Here is a 21657-nt window from a genome sequence, read left to right as displayed (position 1 = left end):
TTATTTATCAGTAGTCAATATGACGGCTTGCGGGGCGGTAGAACCAAAACGGTTTCCGACCAGGAAAGCCAGCAAACTTAGCAGTAACGAAGGCACAATCGGATGGAAGCCCAGATACTGAACGTTAAAGGTGGCGAGTACGGCATAGAGTACCCCACCGACAATCATGGCGCTCAATGCACCTGTCGCATTCGCTCGTTCCCAATACAGGCCAAGTACCAGAGGCCACAGGAAAACGGCTTCCAGGCCGCCGAACGCCAGCAGGTTAAGCCAGATAATCATCTCTGGCGGCTTCCAGGCAGCCAGCAACAGTAACGCCCCCAACAGCAGGGTGATCACCGCAGACATTCGCTTCAGGCGAGTTTCATTTTGTAGTTGTTCCGGGCGAAGGTTCAGGTAAAGATCTTTAATGATCGTAGCGGAACTTTGCAGCAATTGAGCATTGATCGTCGACATAATCGCTGCCATCGGTGCGGCGAGAAAGATACCGGCAGCAACAGGTGGCAAAACTTTTACCATCAGGGTAGGGATAACCAAATCCGGAACTGTCAGATCAGGGATTACCGCACGTCCCAGTGCGCCTGCCAGATGCATCCCAAACATCAGGATCGCCACCACAATGGTGCCAATGATAATCCCGCGATGTACGGCTTTACTGTCTTTATAGGAAATGCAGCGTACCGCCGTGTGCGGCAGACCAATCACCCCAAAGCACACCAGTACCCAGAATGATGTCATAAAGGTTGGAGACAGAATGTCATCAGCACCCTGCGGTGTCACCAGCTTAGGATCGATGGTTTGCAGGGTTTCTACTGCCTGACTGAGGCCGCCTGCGGCGTGGACTACGCCCACCAGCAAGACGATAGTACCAATCAGCATCACCATGCCCTGCATGGTGTCATTCAGCACGCTGGCGCGAAATCCGCCGAATGCCGTATATAACGCGATACTGATACCAAAGATCAGCAGGCCGGTTTCGTAAGGAATACCCGCAGCAGTCTCCAGCAAACGTGCGCCGCCGATGAATTGCACGGTCATCGCTCCGACAAAAGCCACCAGCAGGCTGAGGCTCGCCAGCCATACCAGTAAACGGCTCTGATAGCGGGCAAACAGCATATCATTGAGGGTTACGGCATTGTAACGGCGCGCCAGAATGGCGAATTTCTTACCGAGAATACCTAACGACAGCCAGACGGCAGGCAACTGGATCATTGCCAGCAATACCCATCCCAACCCGTATTTATATGCCGCGCCGGGGCCGCCAATAAACGAGCTTGCGCTAATGTAGGTTGCAGTTAGCGTCATGGCCAACACGACACCGCCCATGGAGCGACTGCCGAGGAAATACTCATTCAGGAAGGTGCCAGTCGTTCTCTTTCTCATTGCGTAAACGGAAAGACCAAACACCACCAGAAGATAGGCGACAAGCGGCAAAATGACTTCAAGCTGCATCGTCATCCTCCAGAGAAATATCGCGATAGATAAATTTCACCATTGCCCAACACAGCAAAATGAAAACCAATGGTGTCAGCAGACACGCCATCTCGAACCAGTGTGGCAAGCCGGTAAAGCCCAGTGTGGAATCTGGTAAGTAAGCGGTCACTAACCATGTGGCAAGATAGAAAAGGGTCAGCCACAGCGCCCAGCGCGCCTCTTTATTGGCCTGAACAAAACGAGCGTCCATTTTTTGTCCCTTGTGGATAAAGAAAGCGGGGATTGTACATTATGGGACGTGCCGGAGGGGAGAAAAACAAAAGGCCGGGAATTCCCGGCCTTTTCAGTTAACGCGTGCTTACTTTTCCTGAAGTCCGAGTTTTTTCTCCAGGTAGTGGATATTAGAACCACCACGCTGGAAGTGCTCGTCATTCATGATGCGGATCTGCAGATCAACGTTAGTTTTGATGCCGTCGATGATCAGTTCCTGCAAGGCGTTTTTCATGCGGGCAATTGCCACGTCACGGTTTTCGCCATAGCAAATCAGTTTACCGATCATTGAGTCATAGTACGGAGGGACAGTGTAGCCTGCGTAAATATGTGACTCCCAGCGCACACCAAAGCCACCCGGTGCGTGGAAACGCGTAATTTTACCCGGGCTTGGCAGGAAGGTGTTCGGGTCTTCGGCGTTGATACGGCATTCTACCGCATGGCCTTTAACTATAACTTCATCCTGCTTGATAGACAGCGGCTGACCTGCTGCAATACGCAACTGCTCTTTGATCAGGTCAACGCCAGTGATCATTTCGGTAACCGGATGTTCTACCTGGATACGGGTGTTCATTTCAATGAAGTAGAACTCACCGTTTTCGAACAGGAACTCGAAAGTACCCGCTCCACGGTAGCCGATATCAACACACGCTTTGGCGCAACGCTCGCCGATATAGCGACGCAGTTCCGGAGTAATGCCAGGTGCTGGCGCCTCTTCGACCACTTTCTGGTGACGACGCTGCATAGAGCAGTCGCGTTCTGCCAGATAAATCGCGTTACCCTGACCGTCTGCCAGCACCTGAATTTCGATGTGGCGTGGGTTTTCCAGGTATTTTTCCATGTAAACCATGTCGTTGTTGAAAGCGGCTTTCGCTTCAGCTTTCGTCATGGAAATGGATTGGGCCAGTTCAGCATCGCCGCGTACAACGCGCATACCGCGACCGCCGCCGCCGCCGGAAGCTTTGATAATTACCGGATAGCCGATGCGTTTGGCATGAGCGCGGTTAGCGTCCATATCATCGCCCAGCGGGCCGTCAGAGCCGGGAACGGTTGGTACGCCAGCTTTTTTCATCGCAGTAATGGCGGACACTTTGTCACCCATCAAGCGGATGGTATCGGCTTTTGGGCCAATGAAGATAAAGCCTGAGCGTTCTACCTGTTCAGCAAAGTTGGCGTTCTCAGAGAGGAAGCCATAACCCGGATGGATTGCCACCGCGCCGGTGATTTCAGCGGCGCTGATGATAGCCGGGATGTTCAGGTAACTTTTTACAGATGGAGCCGGGCCAATACAGACCGTTTCATCTGCCAGTAATACGTGTTTTAAATCGCGATCCGCGCTTGAGTGCACAGCGACGGTCTTGATGCCCAGTTCTTTACAGGCACGAAGAATACGCAAGGCAATCTCGCCGCGGTTGGCGATAACAATTTTATCCAACATGTTCGCCTCGTTACTCGATGACGACCAGCGGCTCGTCAAATTCTACCGGTTGACCACTTTCGACCAGGATCGCTTTCACCACACCGGATTTATCGGCTTCGATCTGGTTCATCATTTTCATGGCTTCAACGATGCACAGGGTATCGCCCGCATTTACTTTCTGACCCACTTCGATAAACGGTTTGGCGTCAGGACCCGGGGTGCGGTAGAAAGTACCAACCATCGGGGAACGTACGATGTGACCACTGATTTCCGCTGCGGCTGGGGCTTCCATGCTTGGAGTTGCAGTCTGAGCGACAGCGTTAGACAGAGCAGGTTGTTGCATCATTGGTGCAGCATAAGCCTGTTGCATCATTGGAAAACCTGCATTTGGCGCTGCACGGCTGATGCGTACAGATTCTTCGCCTTCAGAAATTTCCAGTTCGGAGATGCCTGATTCTTCAACCAGCTCGATCAGTTTTTTAATCTTACGAATATCCATGAGTGGGTTCCGTACTCTTTGTTTAGTGAGATTGTGACAGGCGTTTTATCGCCGTCTGTATAGCATTTGAATAACTGTTGGTGACAAGATGCCACGCATCTCTGGCGTTGCACTGCGTGCCGCAACCATTAAATGAGATTTCATGACTTGTCAGTCATTGTGTGGCTATCTTCTGCCATTTTCGGGTAAAAAACAAAATATACCTTCAATGCGCGATTGTCACCCTTTCAGCGGTGTAAAAACGCTCTCGGGGAAAGCAAGGTCGCACATTATAACCATTTCGTAGCAATTGGCAGCTAAATACTGGTCTTATCAGGGAAGATAATCAACCGTTGGCATGTAAAGAACATGGGTTCGTCTGTGTTTTGCAACGCACTGCACATATCGTGAAACTACCGCCACCACTGGCGGAACTTCTTATAACGGCAGGCTAAAAGCACGGTAGCGAGCGCTGCGTAAATGATCGGTTGTGGAGATAAAATCTTTACCGACCACAGGTAATGAATAGGCGCCAGGATCGCCACCAGATAGACGAAGTTGTGTAAGAACTGCCAATATTTTCCCAGTTTTCGCTGTGCTGCCTGTGTTGACGTTAATGTGAGGGCAAATAATATGACCCAACTGATAATGCCCAACATCAAATAAGGACGCGTTGTTAATTCCCGTCCTAACAGTGCAAGATTATTAATGCCCAGTTCCAGTAGGGCATAACTGGTTAAATGCAACGTAGCCCAGGCAAAACACCATAACCCTAACAGGCGACGAGTACGTATCAATAATGGCTGTTTAGCGTAGCGCGCCAGCGGCGCGACCAGCAAGGTCGCCAGTAAAAATTTCAGAGCTGTCCTACCGGTAAAGTGTTGAATGTCTTTAACGGGATCGGCGCTCAATCCCCCATGATTTACCGCCCAAAAGAGCCAGACAAAAGGTAAAATACCGGCAAGATGCAGGCACACTTTCAGCCAGGTAATGTTTTTTGCAGTCAGGCGCACTTAAAAGTTCTCCCGTAAATTGAGGCCGCGATACAGCGAGGCGACTTCATCGGCATAACCGTTAAATAGCAGCGTAGGTTGTCGCTGTACGTCCAGAATCCCGCCTGAACCAATAAAACGCTCAGTCGCTTGCGACCAGCGAGGATGATCGACATGTGGATTCACATTGGCATAAAAACCATATTCATCAGGTGCGGCCATATTCCAGGTCGTCGGTGGGCGTTCACGTGTGAGTTTGATACTAACGATCGACTTAATGCCTTTAAAACCGTATTTCCATGGCACGATTAAGCGGATCGGTGCGCCATTCTGCGGGGGAAGCGCCTTACCATAAACACCTACGGTGAGTAGCGTGAGCGGATGCATGGCTTCATCAAGGCGCAGTCCCTCAACGTAGGGATATTTCAGCCCCCCGCCAATAAAGCGATCTTTCTGTCCCGGCATATCATCCGGCGCATAGAGCGTTTCGAAAGCGACATATTTTGCATTGCTGGTGGGTTCGGCCAGTGCCAACAGCTTATGTAAAGGAAAGCCAATCCACGGCACGACCATTGACCAGGCCTCTACACAGCGCATCCGATAAATACGTTCCTCCAACGGGAAACGAGTGGTTAGTGCATCGTGATCGAGTGTTAAGGGCTTGGCCACTTCGCCACTGATTTTCAGCGTCCAGGGATTGGTCTTCAGACTGCCAGCGTTGGCTGCCGGGTCTGCTTTGTCCAGGCCAAACTCATAAAAATTGTTATAGCCAGACACTTTATCTTCTGGTGTTAAAGGAAGCGTATTTTGCCAGGCAGCAGGTTTACTGAAATCAAGCGGTTTACCAGCAGGTGCGGGTGGACGGTCATTACCTTTAAACCAACTGAGAAGGTCAGCCTGTGCAGACAAAGGCAAAGACAATGCGGCGGCACTGATACCCAGTGCTTTCAGCACCTGGCGGCGCTGCATAAAAAAAGCCGATTCTGCGGTTACATCGGCTTCGGTAAATTGACGTATTTTCTTCATGATAGACTCCCGGCATACGCGCGATGACTCATATTGGCGCGTAGTTACTATGGCAGGGAGTCCGTCAATGTGTATAAAAAAATAGTTAATTAAATGTAAGTTTTTATCTGCGACAGCTTAACGTACCTTTACCAATGTGCGGCCTTGCACCTGGTTATTGATGATGGCATCGGCAAACTTTGGCGCATCAGCCAGAGTGATTTCTGTTGCAGCTTGCGCATAGAATGATTCTGGCAAGTCATTGACCAGACGTTGCCAGGCTTGCGCACGACGAGCCGGGGGCGTCATCACGGAATCAACACCCTGTAAGCGCACATTACGCAGAATAAATGGCATCACTGTGGTTGGGAGTGCAAAACCGCCGGCCAGACCACAGGCAGCGACACAGCCGCCGTAGTTCATCTGAGCGAGGACTTTTGCCAGCACTTTGTCGCCAACGGTATCAATCGCACCGGCCCAGAGCTGTTTTTCCAGCGGGCGAGATTCAGCAAACTCATCACGACCGAGGATTCGGTTGGCGCCCAGGCTACGCAGATAGTCATGCGTACTTTCGCGACCGGATACCGCCGCAACCTGATAACCCAGTTTATGCAGCAACGCGACGGCAGTACTGCCCACACCACCGCTGGCGCCGGTGACAACAATCTCGCCATCTTCCGGGCGAATACCGGCGTCTTCAAGCGCCATTACGCACAGCATGGCGGTAAAACCGGCGGTGCCGATGACCATGGCTTTACGGCCATCCAGTCCTTTTGGCAGAGCAACCAACCAGTCACCTTTCACGCGTGCACGTTCTGCCAGTCCACCCCAATGGTTTTCCCCCACGCCCCAGCCGGTTAGCAAGACTTCCTGGCCTGCATGAAAACGGGGATCTTCGCTATTGCGAACGGTGCCAGCGAAATCGATACCAGGAATCATCGGAAAATTACGGATAATTTTACCCTTGCCTGTGATGGCCAGCGCGTCTTTATAGTTCAGGCTCGACCAGTGAACATCCACCGTCACATCGCCTTCCGGTAGCTGGTTTTCGTCGAGGGGTTGAACGGATGCGAGGGTTTTTCCGTCCTGCTGTTCTAAGATCAAAGCCTGCATAACCTGTCCTCAATTCATATAGTGGATTGGAAAATTATTTATGAAGACTATACTCGCTAAACAAAACATGATGCCGATTCTGCGCAATAAATTGCCAGAAATACCTGATTTGGTAGTATGCCCACATTATTTGTGTAAATTGACGGATTTCGCGTTCAATTTCGCATTTTCGTGTCGCTTTTTCATTTTCACGCTTGATTCATAACTGTCGGAGTTAACACAAGGATGCGATTAACGACGAAATTCTCAGCTTTTGTGACGCTGCTTACCGGGTTAACGATCTTCGTGACTTTGATTGGCTGCTCACTGAGTTTTTACAACGCGATTCAATACAAGTTCACCGCCCGCGTCCAGGCCGTAGCGACGGCGATTGACACCCATCTTGTCTCCAAAGATGCTGTTTCTTTAACGCCGCAAATAGATGAGTTAATGATCTCCGTCGATATCGTCCGCGTTGAGTTGCTTCAGGGTGAGAATATTGTTTATCGCCATTCCCGAACCAGTAGCTATCGCCCTGCAGGGACGAACAATCTCTATCGCGATATCACGGTTCCTTTGGTCAAGCATCCTGGGATGTCGCTGCGTCTGGTCTATCAGGATCCAATGGGCAATTATTTCCATTCGCTGATGACGACAGCGCCGCTCACGCTATCGATTGGTTTTATTATCCTGATGCTATTCTTGTCGGTACGCTGGCTTCAGCGTCAGCTTTCCGGACAGGAGCTGCTGGAGATTCGTTCAACGCGGATCCTGAACGGTGAACGAGGGCCGAACGTCCGGGGTACAGTCTATGAATGGCCTGCGCGTACCAGTAGTGCGCTTGATATGCTGCTTACCGAAATTCAGAACGCCCGCGAGCAGCGAAGCAGGTTGGATACGCTGATCCGATCCTATGTTGCGCAGGATACAAAAACCGGGCTTAGCAACCGGCTGTTCTTTGATAACCAATTGGCGACGCTGCTGGAAGATCAAGAGAAAGTAGGATCGCACGGGGTTGTGATGATGGTTCGTCTGCCGGACTTTACCCTGTTGCGTGATAGTTGGGGAGTTGAGCTTGCTGAAGAACAAATCTCCGCGCTCATCAATTTGTTGTCGACCTTTATTATGCGCTATCCGGGAGCGCTGCTGGCACGCTACCATCGTAGTGATTTTGCCATCTTGCTGCCGCACCGCACGTTAAAAGAAGCGGAAAGTATCGCCGGGCAATTGTTAAAAGCGGTAGACGCACTTCCGACTAACAAAATGATCGATCGTGCCGATATGATTCATATTGGCATTTGCGTTTGCCGCAGCGGTCAATCCACTGAACAGGTTATGGATCACGCCGAAGCGGCAACCCGTAATTCGGTATTGCAAGGTGGGAACAGTTGGTCAGTCTATGACGACTCTCTACCCGAAAAAGGCCGGGGTAATGTACGCTGGCGAACGCTTATAGAACAGATGCTCAGCCGGGGCGGTCCGAGAATTTACCAAAAACCTGCTGTGACATGTGAAGGGCGGGTGCACCATCGGGAATTAATGTGCCGCATTTTTGATGGGAGCGAAGAGGTCATCTCGGCAGAATATATGCCGATGGTGCTGCAATTTGGCCTGGCGGAAGAATATGACCGCTTGCAGATTAGCCGTCTGATCTTGTTATTGGGCTATTGGCCACAGGAAAGTTTGGCGATGCAGGCGACAGTAGAGTCGCTTATTCGCCCGCGTTTTCAGCGCTGGTTGCGTGATACGCTGATGCAGTGCGAAAAATCGCTGCGTAAACGCATAATTATTGAACTTGCGGAGGCGGATGTCTGTCAACATATCAGCCGGTTACAGCCTGTGATTCGATTGATGGATGCGCTGGGTGTTCGTATCGCCGTTACGCAGGCAGGTTTAACACTGGTTAGCACCAGTTGGATAAAAGAACTCAATGTCGAATTATTGAAACTTCATCCAAGCCTGGTAAGAAATATTGATAAGCGAACGGAAAATCAGCTTCTTGTGCAGAGTCTGGTGGAAGCCTGTTCAGGAACACCCACGCTGGTTTATGCCACCGGTGTTCGTTCGCGTAGCGAGTGGCGTACGTTGACCGAACGTGGAGTCTCGGGTGGACAAGGTGATTTTTTTGCCGCATCACAGCCACTTGACACCAACGTGAAAAAATATTCGCAAAGATATTCGGTTTAACCTGCCGTTTAATTTGTTTTCACGTAGAATAACGCGCGCTGTGCCTTCTGGGGGTGTGCTTGTCTGCCCGCCAGGTTGTAACAGCAAACATGCAGGTGAATGACCTTTGACAGGTTGCAAATGAGGCGAGGATTGCTGCTGATTTATTCAGCCCTGATGGACTCAGGCCGGTTTTGTAACAAAGGAAACGAACTGCACTAATTTTCACCGTAGCAGATGATTTTTCCGCCTTGTCGCTGCTGCGTGTGGTTGGTAAAGTAAGCGGATTTTGTTTTCCGCCCCAGCTTTCAGGATTATCCCTTAGTATGTTGAAAAAATTTCGTGGCATGTTTTCCAATGACCTGTCCATTGACCTGGGTACCGCGAATACCCTTATTTATGTAAAAGGACAAGGCATCGTATTGAATGAGCCTTCTGTTGTGGCCATTCGCCAGGATCGTGCCGGTTCGCCGAAAAGCGTGGCCGCAGTAGGTCATGATGCGAAGCAGATGCTGGGTCGTACACCGGGTAATATTGCTGCAATTCGCCCAATGAAAGATGGCGTTATTGCTGACTTCTTCGTGACTGAAAAAATGCTCCAGCACTTTATCAAACAAGTGCACAGCAACAGCTTCATGCGCCCAAGCCCGCGCGTACTGGTATGTGTACCGGTTGGAGCAACTCAGGTTGAACGTCGTGCGATCCGTGAATCCGCTCAGGGAGCAGGTGCGCGTGAAGTGTTCCTGATCGAAGAGCCGATGGCGGCAGCGATCGGTGCGGGTCTGCCTGTTTCCGAAGCAACCGGTTCTATGGTTGTGGACATCGGTGGTGGTACCACTGAAGTCGCAGTTATCTCCCTGAACGGCGTGGTTTACTCTTCTTCCGTACGCATCGGTGGTGACCGTTTCGACGAAGCCATTATTAATTATGTGCGTCGTAACTACGGCTCTCTGATCGGTGAAGCTACCGCAGAACGTATTAAGCACGAAATCGGTTCTGCTTATCCGGGTGATGAAGTACGCGAAATCGAAGTTCGCGGTCGTAACCTGGCTGAAGGTGTTCCACGTGGCTTTACCCTGAACTCTAACGAGATTCTGGAAGCGCTGCAGGAACCGCTGACCGGTATCGTGAGCGCGGTGATGGTTGCACTGGAACAGTGCCCGCCAGAGCTGGCGTCTGATATCTCCGAACGCGGCATGGTGCTTACCGGCGGTGGCGCATTACTGCGTAACCTTGATCGTCTGTTAATGGAAGAAACCGGTATTCCAGTTGTTGTTGCTGAAGATCCGCTGACCTGTGTGGCGCGCGGCGGCGGCAAAGCGCTGGAAATGATTGATATGCACGGCGGCGACCTGTTCAGCGAAGAGTAGTCGGATGCAGGTAGGGTGGCCAACAGGTTGCCCTTCCGCACTGACACGAGAATACGCATAGCCTATGAAGCCAATTTTTAGCCGTGGCCCGTCGCTACAGATTCGCCTTATTCTGGCGGTGCTGGTGGCGCTCGGCGTTATTATCGCCGACAGCCGCCTGGGTACGTTTAGCCAAATCCGAACGTACATGGATACCGCCGTCAGTCCTTTCTACTTTATTTCTAATGGTCCCCGTGAATTACTCGACGGCGTGTCGCAAACGCTGGCTTCGCGTGACCAACTCGAACTTGAAAACCGGGCGCTGCGCCAGGAACTGCTGCTGAAAAACAGCGAGTTGCTGATGCTGGGGCAATATAAACAGGAGAACGCGCGTTTGCGCGAGCTGCTGGGATCGCCGCTGCGTCAGGATGAACAAAAGATGGTGACGCAGGTCATCTCAACGGTTAATGACCCTTACAGCGATCAGGTTGTGATCGATAAAGGGAGCGTAAACGGTGTTTACGAAGGTCAGCCGGTAATCAGTGATAAAGGTGTCGTGGGTCAGGTCGTTGCCGTGGCAAAACTGACCAGTCGCGTACTGTTGATTTGCGATGCAACCCACGCGTTGCCGATCCAGGTTCTGCGTAACGACATTCGTGTGATTGCTGCCGGTAACGGCTGCACGGACGATCTACAGCTCGAACACCTGCCAGCCAATACCGATATTCGTGTTGGCGATGTGCTGGTCACATCGGGCCTGGGCGGACGTTTCCCTGAAGGGTATCCGGTCGCCGTTGTCTCTTCCGTTAAGCTGGACACCCAACGTGCTTACACCGTGATTCAGGCGCGTCCGACTGCTGGTTTACAGCGTTTGCGCTACCTGTTGCTGTTGTGGGGAGCCGACCGTAATGGTGCAAATCCGATGACTCCGGAGGAAGTGCACCGCGTAGCCAATGAACGTCTGATGCAAATGATGCCTCAGGTGCTGCCGTCGCCGGATACGATGGGCCCACCAGCCCCTGTTCCAGCACCGGCAACAGGTGTTACTCCTGCACCTGCGAATACAGCGCAGCCAGTACCTTCTCCGCGTAAGCCGGGAGGGCAGTAAGTGGCAAGCTATCGTAGCCAGGGACGTTGGGTAATTTGGCTCTCGTTCCTTATTGCACTGTTATTGCAAGTCATGCCCTGGCCGGATGACATTCTTGTTTTCCGGCCAAACTGGGTGCTGCTCATCCTGCTGTATTGGATCCTGGCACTGCCGCATCGCGTAAATGTGGGCACAGGATTTGTGGTGGGTGCCATACTGGATCTCATTAGTGGTTCCACGCTTGGCGTGCGGGCTTTGTCGATGAGTATCATTGCTTATCTGGTCGCGCTGAAATTCCAACTATTCCGTAACCTCGCGCTCTGGCAACAGGCGCTGGTGGTCATGTTGCTATCACTGGTCGTGGATATTATTGTTTTCTGGGCCGAGTTTTTAGTGATCAATGTCTCTTTCAGACCCGAAGTGTTCTGGAGTAGTGTAGTAAACGGTGTGCTTTGGCCATGGTTATTCTTACTGATGCGTAAAGTCCGCCAGCAGTTTGCGGTGCAATAAGGTTGATATGAATACTCTGTATCTGGCTTCAGGTTCCCCACGCCGGCAGGAACTGTTGACTCAGCTTGGTGTGAAATTTGAGCGGCTGGTTCCCGGGATTGAGGAACAGCGGCATTCGCAAGAAAGCGCACAGCAGTATGTTGTTCGTCTGGCGCGGGAGAAGGCGCAGGCAGGCGTTGCGTTGGCTCTTCGTGATCTGCCGGTGTTGGGTGCAGATACCATTGTTATTCTGAATGGCGAAGTGCTGGAAAAACCGCATGACGCCGCCCATGCTGCAGCGATGCTGCGCAAGCTGTCAGGCAAAACACATCAGGTCATGACGGCAGTGGCGTTAGCCGATCGCCAGCACAGTCTGGACTGCCTGGTTGTAACGGAAGTGACATTCAGAGCACTAACTGATGAGGACATTGCGGGCTATGTTGCCAGCGGTGAGCCTATGGATAAAGCAGGTGCATACGGTATTCAAGGGTTGGGTGGCTGTTTTGTCAGGAAGATAAATGGCAGCTATCACGCCGTAGTCGGCTTACCGCTGGTAGAAACGTATGAGTTGCTGAGCAATTTTAACGCACTGCGTGAGAAAAGGGATAAACATGACGGCTGAATTGTTGGTAAACGTAACGCCATCGGAAACGCGCGTGGCGTACATTGATGGCGGAATTCTGCAGGAAATTCATATTGAACGTGAGGCGCGACGCGGAATCGTAGGCAATATCTACAAAGGTCGTGTAAGTCGTGTACTTCCGGGTATGCAGGCGGCTTTTGTAGATATTGGACTGGATAAAGCCGCATTTCTTCACGCTTCAGACATCATGCCACATACAGAATGTGTGGCAGGTGAAGAGCAAAAGCAGTTCACTGTGCGCGACATCTCCGAGCTGGTGCGCCAGGGACAAGACCTGATGGTGCAGGTGGTAAAAGATCCGCTTGGCACTAAGGGCGCCCGTCTGACGACGGATATCACGCTTCCTTCCCGTTACCTTGTTTTCATGCCTGGTGCATCACACGTTGGGGTTTCCCAGCGTATCGAAAGTGAAACCGAACGTGAACGTCTGAAAAAAGTGGTGGCGGATTACTGCGATGAGCAGGGCGGATTTATTATTCGCACGGCGGCAGAAGGTGTGTGCGAAGAGGATCTGGCCTCCGATGCCGCTTACCTGAAGCGCGTCTGGACCAAAGTTATGGAGCGCAAAAAGCGTCCGCAAACGCGCTATCAGATGTACGGCGAACTGGCGCTTGCGCAGCGTGTACTGCGCGATTTTGCTGATGCTCAGCTTGACCGAATCCGAGTGGACTCCCGTTTGACCTATGAAGCGTTGTTGGAGTTTACCGCGGAATACATCCCGGAGATGACCAGCAAGCTGGAACACTACAGTGGACGGCAGCCTATTTTCGATCTCTTTGATGTTGAAAATGAAATTCAACGCGCGCTGGAACGTAAAGTTGAGCTGAAATCCGGTGGTTATCTGATTATCGATCAGACCGAAGCGATGACCACTGTTGATATAAACACCGGCGCGTTTGTTGGACATCGTAATCTCGATGACACTATCTTTAATACCAACATTGAAGCGACGCAGGCCATTGCGCGTCAACTGCGTCTGCGCAACCTGGGCGGCATTATCATTATCGATTTTATCGACATGAATAATGAGGATCACCGTCGTCGGGTGCTGCACTCTTTGGAGCAGGCCCTGAGTAAGGACCGCGTAAAAACCAGCATTAACGGTTTTTCACAGTTGGGGCTGGTGGAGATGACGCGTAAGCGTACGCGCGAAAGCGTGGAGCATGTGCTTTGTAACGAGTGTCCAACTTGCCATGGGCGCGGCACGGTGAAAACGGTAGAAACCGTATGCTATGAAATCATGCGTGAAATTGTGCGCGTGCATCATGCTTACGACTCCGATCGTTTCCTGGTCTATGCTTCTCCGGCAGTGGCAGAGACTCTGAAAGGTGAAGAGTCACATGCGCTGGCGGAAGTGGAAATCTTTGTCGGCAAACAGGTCAAAGTACAAGTCGAGCCGCTCTATAACCAGGAGCAGTTTGACGTGGTAATGATGTGAGCAGGCCTGCGGCGTCAGTGCTTGTAGGCCGGATTTGGCGCAAGCGCTGCCATCCGGCAAGATTCACTTCAGGTTTGTGAGTCACATTTTTTGGCAGACAAGGAGAGGCGCGTGAGGCGATTGCCGGGGATATTACTGCTCACTGGAGCCGCATTCGTTGTCATCGCAGCGCTGCTGGTTAGTGGGCTGCGCCTTGCTTTGCCTCATCTCGATACCTGGCGTCCCGCCATTCTTGGCAAGATTGAATCCGCAACAGGTATGCCCGTTTCTGCCACTCAGTTCACCGCCAACTGGCAAAACTTTGGCCCGACGCTCGAGGCGCGCGATATCCATGCGCAGCTAAACGATGGCGGAGAATTCTCAGTTAAGCGCGTCACGCTGGCGCTGGATGTCTGGCAAAGTCTGCTGCACATGCGCTGGCAGTTTCGCGATCTTACCTTCTGGCAACTGCAACTGCGCACTAATACTCCTATCCAGCGCAGCGACAGCGACGATGGCATTGAAGCCGGTCACCTTAGCGATCTTTTCCTTCGTCAGTTTGATCATTTCGATCTTCGCGATAGTCAGATCAGCTTTTTAACCCTCTCTGGCCAGCGTGCAGAGCTGGCGATACCACAGCTTACCTGGCTGAACGGTAAAAACAGACACCGCGCCGAAGGTCAGGTCAGTCTCTCCAGCCTCACCGGACAGCACGGCGTCATGCAGGTGCGAATGGATCTGCGTGACGATGACGGACTGCTGAATAATGGTCGCGTCTGGCTACAGGCTGATGACATCGATGTGAAGCCGTGGTTGGGGAAATGGATGCAGGATAACGTCGCGCTGCAAACCGCGCGTTTTAGCCTCGAAGGATGGATGACGCTCAGCAAAGGGGAAATCTCCGGTGGAGATATCTGGCTGAAGAAAGGTGGTGCAAGCTGGCAGGGCGATAACCATACGCACACGCTCGCTGTTGATAATCTGACCGCACACATTAGCCGTGAACAGCCTGGCTGGCAATTTTCTATTCCCGATACACGGATAACTCTGGACGATAAACCCTGGCCGAGCGGAGCGTTAACCCTTGCCTGGATCCCTGAGCAGGAAGTGGGCGGTGAAAATAACAAACGCAGTGATGAGCTGCGCATTCGTGCCAGTAATCTGGAGTTAGCTGGATTAGAGGGGCTGCGTTCGATGGCGGCAAAGTTATCTCCGGCGCTGGGTGATATCTGGCAGGCAACGCAACCGAGCGGCAAGATAGATGTGCTGGCGCTCGATATTCCGTTGCAGGCGACAGAAAAAACCCGCTTCCAGTCCTCGTGGACCAATCTGGCCTGGAAACAGTGGAAGCTGTTACCGGGTGCAGAACATTTCTCCGGAACGCTTGCGGGCAGTGTTGAAAATGGTTTGCTCACCGCCTCCATGAAACAGGCAAAAATGCCCTATGAAACGGTCTTCCGCGCTCCGCTGGAAATTGAAGAGGGTGTGGCTACGCTTAGCTGGCTGAAAAATGACAAAGGTTTTCAGTTAGATGGGCGTGATATTGATGTTAAAGCGACAGCAGTACATGCACGCGGTGGTTTTCGCTATCTGCAACCGACGGGTGATGAGCCATGGCTGGGCATTCTGGCGGGTATCAGTACCAACGACGGCTCTCAGGCCTGGCGTTATTTTCCGGAAAACCTGATGGGTAAGGAGCTGGTTGACTACCTCAGCAGCGCAATTCAGGGTGGTGAGGCGGATAACGCCACGCTGGTCTATGGCGGTAATCCGCACTTATTCCCGTATAAACACAACGAAGGTCAGTTTCAGGTGCTGGTGCCGCTGCGCAATGCAACGTTTGCCTTCCAGCCAGACTGGCCTGCGTTAACAGACCTTGATATTGAGCTGAACTTCCTTAACGACGGTCTGTGGATGAAAACCGACGGCGTCCAGTTAGGTGGAGTGAAAGCCAGTAACCTGACCGCCAATATTCCCGACTATGAGAAAGAAAAGCTGCTGATTGATGCGGATATCAACGGGCCGGGAAAGGCGGTCGGACCGTATTTTGATGATACCCCGTTGAAGGACTCTCTCGGTGCCACACTGGAACAGCTCCAGATTGACGGCGATGTGAATGCTCGCTTACATCTTGATATCCCACTTGATGGTTCGCTGGTCACCGCCAAAGGTGATGTCATGCTGCGTAATAACAGCCTGTTTATTAAGCCACTCGACAGTACGCTGAAGAACCTGAACGGCAAATTCAGCTTTGTAAACGGGGATCTCAAAAGCGAGCCGATGACGGCAAACTGGTTTAATCAGCCTCTGGATGTCGATTTTTCCACTACTGAAGGCACTAAAGCTTATCAGGTCGCTGTGAATCTGAAGGGGGACTGGCAACCAACCCGGATGGGGATTTTGCCGACGCAGGTGAACGATGCTTTAAGCGGCAGCATGGCGTGGAATGGTAAAGTTGGTATCGAACTTCCGTATCATGCCGGGGCAACATACAACATTGAGTTAAAGAGTGACCTGAAAAATGTAAGCAGTCACTTACCTGCACCGCTGAACAAAGCGCGCGGTGAGTCGCTGCCGGTTAACGTTAAGGCGGACGGCAATCTGCGCAGTTTTGATCTGACTGGCAACGCCGGAAATAAAAACCACTTTAACAGCCACTGGTTGCTGAACCAGAAATTGACGCTTGACCGTGCCATCTGGACTTCTGAAAGCCGTACCGTGCCTGCGCTGCCTGACCAGCAGGGCGTTGAACTTAACCTTCCGCCAATGGATGGTGCGCAGTGGCTGGCGTTGTTCCAGAAAGGTGCGGCGGATAACGTCGGTACTAACGCGAACTTCCCCCAACGCATCACGGTACGTACGCCATCTTTATCACTGGGAGGCCAGCAGTGGAACAATCTGAGCATTGTGTCTGAACCTGCGCTTAACGGGGCGAACATACAGGCGCAAGGACGTGAGATTAACGCGACGTTGGCCATGCGCAATAACGCGCCGTGGCAGGCGTTTATTAAGTATCTTTACTACAACCCAGGCACTGCAAAGTCGTCACAGAAAACAGCATCCGCCTCGCCGTTTTCTGACATTGGCAGAGTTAGCTTCCGTGGCTGGCCGGATGTTCAGTTGCGCTGCGCAGAGTGTTGGATGTGGGGGCAGAAATACGGGCGTATTGACGCCGATGTGGCGATTAAAGGCGATACGTTGACGTTGAGCAGTGGTTTGTTAGATACAGGTTTTGCCAGACTGACTCTGGACGGTGAATGGGTTAACGTGCCGGGTAAAGAGCGTACGTCGCTGAAGGGAAAACTAAACGGTAATAAAATTGACTCTGCCGCGGGTTTCTTTGGCGTATCGACGCCGATACGAAACTCTTCATTCAACGTTGAGTACGATCTGCACTGGCGCAATCCCCCCTGGGATCCTGATGAAGCCTCGCTTAATGGAATTTTGCGTACCCGTTTGGGTAAAGGCGAGCTTACTGAGTTAAGCACCGGACATGCGGGACAACTGCTGCGCCTGCTGAGCTTTGATGCGTTGCTGCGTAAACTGCGTTTTGATTTTAGCGATACCTTCAGTGAAGGCTTTTATTTTGACTCCATTCGCAGCACGGCATGGATTAAAGATGGCGTAATGCATACCGATGATACGTTGGTGGACGGACTGGAAGCGGATATCGCGATGAAAGGTTCAGTTAACCTTGTGCGGCGTGAGCTGGATATGGAAGCTGTTGTCGCACCGGAAATTTCTGCCACCGTGGGTGTTGCCGCCGCGTTTGCCGTCAACCCGATTGTCGGTGCCGCTGTATTTGCTGCCAGTAAAGTACTGGGACCGTTATGGAGCAAAGTCTCGATTCTGCGCTATCGCATCACCGGTCCGGTTGATAAGCCGCAGATTAACGAAGTCCTGCGCCAGCCGCGAAAAGAAAGAAAGCAATGATTTGACGGGGGCGAGTAATTGCCCCAATCTCAGTAAATAGATCTCCCTACCGCAGCAACTAATGAGTAGCAAAACGATGAGTCTGAACCTGGTAAGTGAACAATTGCTAGCGGCGAATGGCCTGAAACATCAGGATCTGTTTGCCATTCTGGGCCAACTGGCCGAACGCCGTCTTGATTACGGCGATCTCTATTTTCAGTCGAGCTATCACGAATCCTGGGTTTTAGAAGACCGCATCATTAAAGATGGTTCTTACAATATCGACCAGGGCGTTGGTGTGCGCGCCATCAGCGGCGAAAAAACAGGGTTTGCCTATGCAGACCAGATAAGCCTGCTGGCGTTAGAGCAAAGCGCTCATGCTGCCCGTACGATTGTGCGCGACAGCGGCGATGGCAAAGTAAAGACGCTGGGCGCAGTCGAACATCAAGCTCTCTATACCTCGGTTGATCCGTTACAAAGCATGAGTCGTGAAGAGAAGCTGGACATTCTCAGGCGTGTCGATCGTGTTGCACGTGCGGCTGATAAGCGCGTGCAGGAAGTGACTGCAAGTCTGACCGGCGTCTACGAGTTGATCCTGGTGGCAGCGACAGACGGAACGCTGGCGGCGGATGTTCGTCCTCTGGTGCGCTTGTCTGTCAGCGTGCAGGTAGAAGATGACGGCAAACGTGAACGTGGTGCCAGCGGTGGCGGCGGTCGTTTTGGTTATGACTATTTCCTCGCCTCCCTTGATGGCGAAGTCCGGGCCGATGCGTGGGCGAAAGAGGCCGTGCGCATGGCGCTGGTGAATCTCTCTGCGGTAGACGCTCCGGCAGGAACGCTGCCTGTAGTGCTGGGCGCAGGTTGGCCTGGTGTGCTACTGCACGAAGCGGTCGGTCATGGTCTGGAAGGTGACTTTAACCGCCGAGGTACTTCGGTATTCAGCGGTCATATGGGGGAGCTGGTCGCGTCTGAACTGTGCACAGTCGTTGATGACGGTACGATGGTGGATCGCCGTGGTTCGGTAGCCATTGATGACGAAGGGACTCCGGGCCAGTACAACGTACTGATTGAAAACGGTATTCTGAAAGGTTACATGCAGGACAAACTGAATGCGCGTCTGATGGGTGTGGCGCCGACAGGTAACGGACGTCGTGAATCTTATGCGCACTTGCCAATGCCGCGTATGACCAACACCTATATGCTGCCAGGGAAATCCACGCCGCAGGAAATTATCGAGTCTGTCGAATATGGGATTTATGCACCTAACTTCGGCGGCGGTCAGGTGGATATCACTTCCGGGAAGTTTGTTTTCTCAACCTCTGAAGCGTACCTGATTGAAAACGGTAAAGTCACCAAACCGGTGAAAGGCGCGACGCTTATCGGTTCTGGCATTGAAGCGATGCAGCAGATTTCCATGGTGGGTAACGATCTGAAACTGGATAACGGCGTTGGTGTTTGCGGTAAAGAAGGGCAGAGTCTGCCGGTTGGCGTTGGTCAGCCGACGCTGAAGGTGGATAACCTGACCGTGGGCGGCACTGCTTAAATCTCCGGATTCATACCTGCTGTATGCCCGATAAGCATTGTGCTATCGGGCATTTTGCTGGATGGGGGACATAAATGCTGCTCCGGCTGGACAGTCCTCTATTTTTCTTTGCCCCTGCCATACATCCTCTGAAACAACTGTGCCACATCGACAAAATAATCCGTGAGATAGTTAATCACCACCTGCACCTTGAGTGGTAGCTTGTCTTTTTCGGTATACAGGGCGTAGACCGGACGCGGGTCTGACTGATAACGGGGCAACAGGATCTCCACTTCGCCACGATTGATCTCATTGATCACCCACATCAGTGGGACATAGGCAATTCCCGCGCCTGCGGCCAGCCAGCGCACCAGCGTCATAGGGTCATTGGTTACGAAGCGTCCCTGTGGGATGAGGCGAGTAGAAATCCCCTCCGGGGCAATAAGCTCAAATTCATTATCGGGTCGTACGCTGTATTCCAGCCAGGAATGATTACTGAGGTCGGCCGGTTTTTCCGGGGTACCGAATTGGGCGAGGTAATTTTTCGCGGCACAGACCACCATCGGCATGGTCCCCAGGCGACGCGAAAAAAGACTCGAGTCCTGCAACGCACCCACACGGATAACGACGTCCAGGCCATCGGCGATTAAGTCTGGTGCCGGGATGCCGGTGACCAGATTTACCGTCAGGCCAGGGTACTCTTTCAGCATTTTTGCCGTCAGTCCGGCAAGGACATTTTGTGCCATGGTTGAAGAACAGCCAATTCGCAGGGTACCAATTGGCGTGTTGTTAAAGGCATAAAGCTGCTCGTGAACATCCTGCGCTTCGTGCAGCATTCTGCGGCAGCCCTGATAATAAATCTTACCCGCCTCGGTAAGCCCAATGCTACGTGTGCTGCGGTTTAGCAGCTTAACCTGTAGCTCATCTTCCAGTTTTGATACCGTCTGGCTTATCGATGAAACACTCATTTGAAGCTGTCTCGCGGCGGCGGTGAAGGAGCCTAACTCGACAACTTTGGCAAACACCGACATTCGTTTTAATCGTTCCATTGTTCACTCTGGCTTAAAAGTGATTTAGATCACATAATATAGATAACAGCATAACAGTTACGTTAATATATTATTATTCAAATAACTGCTGTGTCGCTCTCGCCTGGCTAATCCTTGCCCTTCTCTGCGGTGACATACGCTAAAAAAAATCAATCATCTGCACTCTCTTAAGCTACCAAGGTCAACATGAGTCTGTTTCCCGTTATCGTGGTGTTTGGTCTTTCCTTCCCACCGATATTTTTCGAATTGCTTTTGTCACTGGCGATTTTCTGGCTGGTGCGCCGGATGCTAGTTCCGACTGGTATCTATGATTTTGTCTGGCATCCGGCTCTGTTTAATACCGCGCTGTATTGCTGTCTTTTCTATTTAATAACGCGCCTGTTCGTTTGAGGTTGAAGTGAAAACACTAACAAGAAAACTCTCCCGCACGGCCATGACTCTCATACTGGTCATTCTGGCCTTTATCGCCATTTTCCGCGCATGGGTCTACTACACCGAATCGCCGTGGACGCGTGATGCACGTTTCAGTGCTGATGTTGTGGCAATTGCACCGGATGTCGCGGGCTTAATCACTGATGTTAACGTTCATGATAACCAACTGGTGAAAAAGGATCAGGTCCTGTTCACTATCGACCAACCGCGCTATAAGAAAGCCCTCGAACAGGCTGAAGCGGATGTCGCCTATTATCAGGTACTGGCACAGGAAAAGCGCCAGGAAGCGGGTCGTCGTAACCGGCTTGGCGTTCAGGCAATGTCTCGTGAAGAGATTGACCAGTCCAATAACGTATTGCAAACCGTATTGCACCAGCTTGCAAAGGCGCAGGCGACACGCGACCTGGCGAAATTGGATCTTGAACGAACGGTCATTCGCGCCCCAGCCGACGGTTGGGTGACTAACCTTAACGTCTATTCTGGCGAGTTTATTACCCGCGGCTCCACGGCGGTAGCGTTGGTAAAACAGCACTCTTTTTATGTGCTGGCTTATATGGAAGAGACCAAGCTGGAAGGTGTTCGTCCGGGGTATCGTGCTGAAATAACACCACTTGGCAGTAATAAGGTATTGAAAGGCACCGTTGATAGCGTAGCGGCTGGTGTAACGAATGCCAGCAGTACGCAGGATGCAAAAGGTATGGCGACCATTGATTCCAATCTTGAATGGGTACGTCTGGCACAGCGTGTGCCGGTGCGTATTCGTCTGGATGAGCAGCAAGGCACCCTGTGGCCGGCCGGTACTACGGCCACCGTCGTCATTACTGGTAAGCAGGATCGCGATGCCAGCCAGGAGTCGTTTTTCCGTAAAATAGCGCATCGCCTGCGCGAGTTTGGTTAATC

18 protein-coding genes are annotated in these 21657 nt (G+C 51.9%); 10 read left to right on the top strand and 8 right to left on the bottom strand.

Annotation, left to right across the window (positions count from 1 at the left end; all coding sequences use genetic code 11):
- From panF to acuI, 7 genes are all read right to left on the bottom strand, one after another.
- Positions 1-1452: a sodium/pantothenate symporter gene (gene panF, locus AACS05_RS21335; protein WP_045448216.1), complete on the bottom strand. Its 1452-nt coding sequence runs from the start codon at positions 1450-1452 to the stop codon at positions 1-3.
- Positions 1442-1684, bottom strand: coding sequence for a YhdT family protein (locus tag AACS05_RS21330; protein WP_045448214.1), 243 nt, complete (start codon positions 1682-1684; stop codon positions 1442-1444). The genes panF and AACS05_RS21330 overlap by 11 nt, the downstream gene beginning before the upstream one ends.
- 108 nt (positions 1685-1792) lie before the next feature.
- The gene (gene accC / locus AACS05_RS21325; protein WP_045448212.1) at positions 1793-3142 is read right to left on the bottom strand and encodes an acetyl-CoA carboxylase biotin carboxylase subunit; all 1350 of its coding nucleotides are present in this window, start codon (positions 3140-3142) and stop codon (positions 1793-1795) included.
- A 10-nt stretch (positions 3143-3152) separates the two neighbouring features.
- Positions 3153-3623, bottom strand: a complete 471-nt coding sequence (gene accB / locus AACS05_RS21320) for an acetyl-CoA carboxylase biotin carboxyl carrier protein (protein ID WP_045448210.1) — start codon at positions 3621-3623, stop codon at positions 3153-3155.
- 392 nt (positions 3624-4015) lie between these two features.
- The gene (msrQ, locus tag AACS05_RS21315; protein WP_045448208.1) at positions 4016-4615 is read right to left on the bottom strand and encodes a protein-methionine-sulfoxide reductase heme-binding subunit MsrQ; all 600 of its coding nucleotides are present in this window, start codon (positions 4613-4615) and stop codon (positions 4016-4018) included.
- Positions 4616-5620, bottom strand: coding sequence for a protein-methionine-sulfoxide reductase catalytic subunit MsrP (gene msrP, locus AACS05_RS21310; RefSeq protein WP_045448206.1), 1005 nt, complete (start codon positions 5618-5620; stop codon positions 4616-4618). It lies immediately after the preceding gene.
- A 117-nt stretch (positions 5621-5737) separates the two neighbouring features.
- Positions 5738-6712, bottom strand: coding sequence for an acrylyl-CoA reductase (NADPH) (acuI, locus tag AACS05_RS21305; RefSeq protein ID WP_045448204.1), 975 nt, complete (start codon positions 6710-6712; stop codon positions 5738-5740).
- A gap of 225 nt (positions 6713-6937) precedes the next feature.
- On the opposite strand from acuI, the gene csrD reads away from it, so the two are divergent.
- The 8 genes from csrD (at position 6938) to tldD (ending at position 19297) form a co-directional block, all read left to right on the top strand.
- On the top strand, positions 6938-8878 hold the full coding sequence (gene csrD, locus AACS05_RS21300; protein ID WP_045448201.1) for an RNase E specificity factor CsrD: 1941 nt from the start codon (positions 6938-6940) through the stop codon (positions 8876-8878).
- 305 nt (positions 8879-9183) lie between these two features.
- The gene (gene mreB / locus AACS05_RS21295) at positions 9184-10227 is read left to right on the top strand and encodes a rod shape-determining protein MreB (protein WP_000913396.1); all 1044 of its coding nucleotides are present in this window, start codon (positions 9184-9186) and stop codon (positions 10225-10227) included.
- Between the two features lie 64 nt (positions 10228-10291).
- On the top strand, positions 10292-11314 hold the full coding sequence (gene mreC / locus AACS05_RS21290) for a rod shape-determining protein MreC (RefSeq protein ID WP_045448184.1): 1023 nt from the start codon (positions 10292-10294) through the stop codon (positions 11312-11314).
- On the top strand, positions 11315-11803 hold the full coding sequence (gene mreD, locus AACS05_RS21285) for a rod shape-determining protein MreD (protein WP_003025196.1): 489 nt from the start codon (positions 11315-11317) through the stop codon (positions 11801-11803).
- A 7-nt stretch (positions 11804-11810) separates the two neighbouring features.
- Positions 11811-12404: a Maf family protein gene (locus AACS05_RS21280; RefSeq protein WP_045448181.1), complete on the top strand. Its 594-nt coding sequence runs from the start codon at positions 11811-11813 to the stop codon at positions 12402-12404.
- A complete protein-coding gene (gene rng / locus AACS05_RS21275; protein ID WP_003828822.1) occupies positions 12394-13863 on the top strand; it encodes a ribonuclease G in 1470 nt (489 codons plus the stop codon). Before AACS05_RS21280 ends, rng begins: the two co-directional genes overlap by 11 nt.
- Positions 13864-13974: 111 nt before the next feature.
- Entirely contained in the window at positions 13975-17775 is a 3801-nt protein-coding gene (yhdP, locus tag AACS05_RS21270) for an AsmA2 domain-containing protein YhdP (RefSeq protein ID WP_045448178.1), read from the top strand.
- Between the two features lie 76 nt (positions 17776-17851).
- Positions 17852-19297 (top strand): metalloprotease TldD, encoded by a 1446-nt coding sequence (tldD, locus tag AACS05_RS21265; RefSeq protein WP_045449807.1) that lies wholly within the window; start codon positions 17852-17854, stop codon positions 19295-19297.
- Between the two features lie 98 nt (positions 19298-19395).
- On the opposite strand, the gene aaeR is transcribed toward tldD, so the two are convergent.
- Positions 19396-20325, bottom strand: coding sequence for an HTH-type transcriptional activator AaeR (gene aaeR / locus AACS05_RS21260; protein ID WP_045448175.1), 930 nt, complete (start codon positions 20323-20325; stop codon positions 19396-19398).
- A 186-nt stretch (positions 20326-20511) separates the two neighbouring features.
- Between aaeR and aaeX the strand changes: the two genes are divergently transcribed.
- On the top strand, positions 20512-20715 hold the full coding sequence (aaeX, locus tag AACS05_RS21255; protein WP_003828816.1) for a p-hydroxybenzoic acid efflux pump operon protein AaeX: 204 nt from the start codon (positions 20512-20514) through the stop codon (positions 20713-20715).
- 7 nt (positions 20716-20722) lie between these two features.
- Positions 20723-21655, top strand: coding sequence for a p-hydroxybenzoic acid efflux pump subunit AaeA (gene aaeA, locus AACS05_RS21250; protein ID WP_045448166.1), 933 nt, complete (start codon positions 20723-20725; stop codon positions 21653-21655).
- Positions 21656-21657 lie beyond the last annotated feature (2 nt).

The organism is Citrobacter sp. S-77 (assembly GCF_963864895.1).
Classification (GTDB): domain Bacteria; phylum Pseudomonadota; class Gammaproteobacteria; order Enterobacterales; family Enterobacteriaceae; genus Citrobacter; species Citrobacter murliniae.
The sequence above is the reverse complement of the archived record's forward strand: the minus strand, read 5'-3'. Positions and strand labels throughout refer to the sequence as shown.